Source organism: Gemella haemolysans (genome assembly GCF_001553035.1).
Lineage (GTDB): Bacteria > Bacillota > Bacilli > Staphylococcales > Gemellaceae > Gemella > Gemella haemolysans_B.
On the sequence record NZ_KQ959940.1, the window covers coordinates 13,578 to 14,801 of the forward strand.

Sequence of the window (1,224 nt, forward strand, 5' to 3'; positions counted from 1 at the left end):
CTTCAATCCATTGCTCTACCAACTGAGCTATCGAGGCATTATTTAATTTTGACATAAAAAAATGGCGGTCCCGACGGGAATCGAACCCGCGATCTCCTGCGTGACAGGCAGGCGTGATAACCGCTACACCACGGGACCTAGTATTAAAAATTGCGGGAGATGGATTTGAACCATCGACCTTTGGGTTATGAGCCCAACGAGCTGCCAGACTGCTCCATCCCGCGATAATAAAAATGGAGGAGGAAAGGGGATTCGAACCCCTGCGAGCTTTTACACTCCTGTCGGTTTTCAAGACCGATCCCTTCAGCCGGACTTGGGTATTCCTCCTTGATTAATGGTGGACTCTGCAGGACTCGAACCTGCGACCGATCGGTTATGAGCCGATAGCTCTAACCAACTGAGCTAAGAGTCCGTGTTCCTGTGAATTCACTAACTATTATTGGTGGCGGCAGAGGGGATCGAACCCCCGACCTTACGGGTATGAACCGTACGCTCTAGCCAGCTGAGCTACGCCGCCAATAAAGGCTAAATTCATTATTTAAAATGGTGGAGCCTAGCGGGATCGAACCGCTGACCTCCTGCGTGCAAAGCAGGCGCTCTCCCAGCTGAGCTAAGGCCCCAAATTAATAATGTTTATATATATTTTCAATGGTCGGGAAGACAGGATTCGAACCTGCGACCCCTTGGTCCCAAACCAAGTGCTCTACCAAGCTGAGCTACTTCCCGTGATTCTAAATGGCGCGCCCAAGAGGAGTCGAACCCCTAACCTTTTGATCCGTAGTCAAACGCTCTATCCAATTGAGCTATGGGCGCTAATATAATGGTGCCGAGGACCGGAATCGAACCGGTACGGTATTGCTACCGCAGGATTTTAAGTCCTGTGCGTCTGCCAGTTCCGCCACCCCGGCACTATATTAACTATTGGAGCGAAAGACGGGATTTGAACCCGCGACCCTCACCTTGGCAAGGTGATGTTCTACCCCTGAACTACTTTCGCGAATACTTAGAAATGGTGCGGGTGAAGGGAGTCGAACCCCCACGCCGTGAGGCGCTAGATCCTAAGTCTAGTGCGTCTGCCAATTCCGCCACACCCGCAAAAGAATGGTGAGCCATGAAGGACTCGAACCTTCGACCCTTTGATTAAAAGTCAAATGCTCTACCAACTGAGCTAATGGCTCTAAATTCTAAATGGTGCCGGCCAGAGGACTTGAACCCCCGACCTAC

General features: G+C 50.9%; 12 tRNA genes. All 12 read right to left on the reverse strand.

From position 1 onward, the window contains the following. Window positions 1-62: 62 nt before the first annotated feature. A tRNA-Asp gene (locus HMPREF3186_RS02905) sits at window positions 63-138 on the reverse strand. Window positions 139-150: 12 nt separating this feature from the next. Then, window positions 151-224, reverse strand: a tRNA-Met gene (locus tag HMPREF3186_RS02910). Window positions 225-234: 10 nt separating this feature from the next. Next, window positions 235-327: transfer RNA gene (locus HMPREF3186_RS02915), tRNA-Ser, on the reverse strand. A gap of 8 nt (window positions 328-335) precedes the next feature. Further along, window positions 336-412, reverse strand: a tRNA-Ile gene (locus tag HMPREF3186_RS02920). Window positions 413-440: 28 nt separating this feature from the next. Beyond that, a tRNA-Met gene (locus HMPREF3186_RS02925) sits at window positions 441-517 on the reverse strand. A 27-nt stretch (window positions 518-544) separates the two neighbouring features. Further along, a tRNA-Ala gene (locus HMPREF3186_RS02930) sits at window positions 545-620 on the reverse strand. A gap of 29 nt (window positions 621-649) precedes the next feature. Further along, window positions 650-726, reverse strand: a tRNA-Pro gene (locus HMPREF3186_RS02935). A gap of 10 nt (window positions 727-736) precedes the next feature. Continuing rightward, window positions 737-813, reverse strand: a tRNA-Arg gene (locus HMPREF3186_RS02940). An 8-nt stretch (window positions 814-821) separates the two neighbouring features. Continuing rightward, a tRNA-Leu gene (locus tag HMPREF3186_RS02945) sits at window positions 822-908 on the reverse strand. A gap of 14 nt (window positions 909-922) precedes the next feature. Further along, window positions 923-997, reverse strand: a tRNA-Gly gene (locus HMPREF3186_RS02950). Window positions 998-1,010: 13 nt separating this feature from the next. Further along, window positions 1,011-1,095: transfer RNA gene (locus HMPREF3186_RS02955), tRNA-Leu, on the reverse strand. A gap of 7 nt (window positions 1,096-1,102) precedes the next feature. Continuing rightward, window positions 1,103-1,178 (reverse strand) — tRNA-Lys (locus tag HMPREF3186_RS02960). Window positions 1,179-1,224 lie beyond the last annotated feature (46 nt).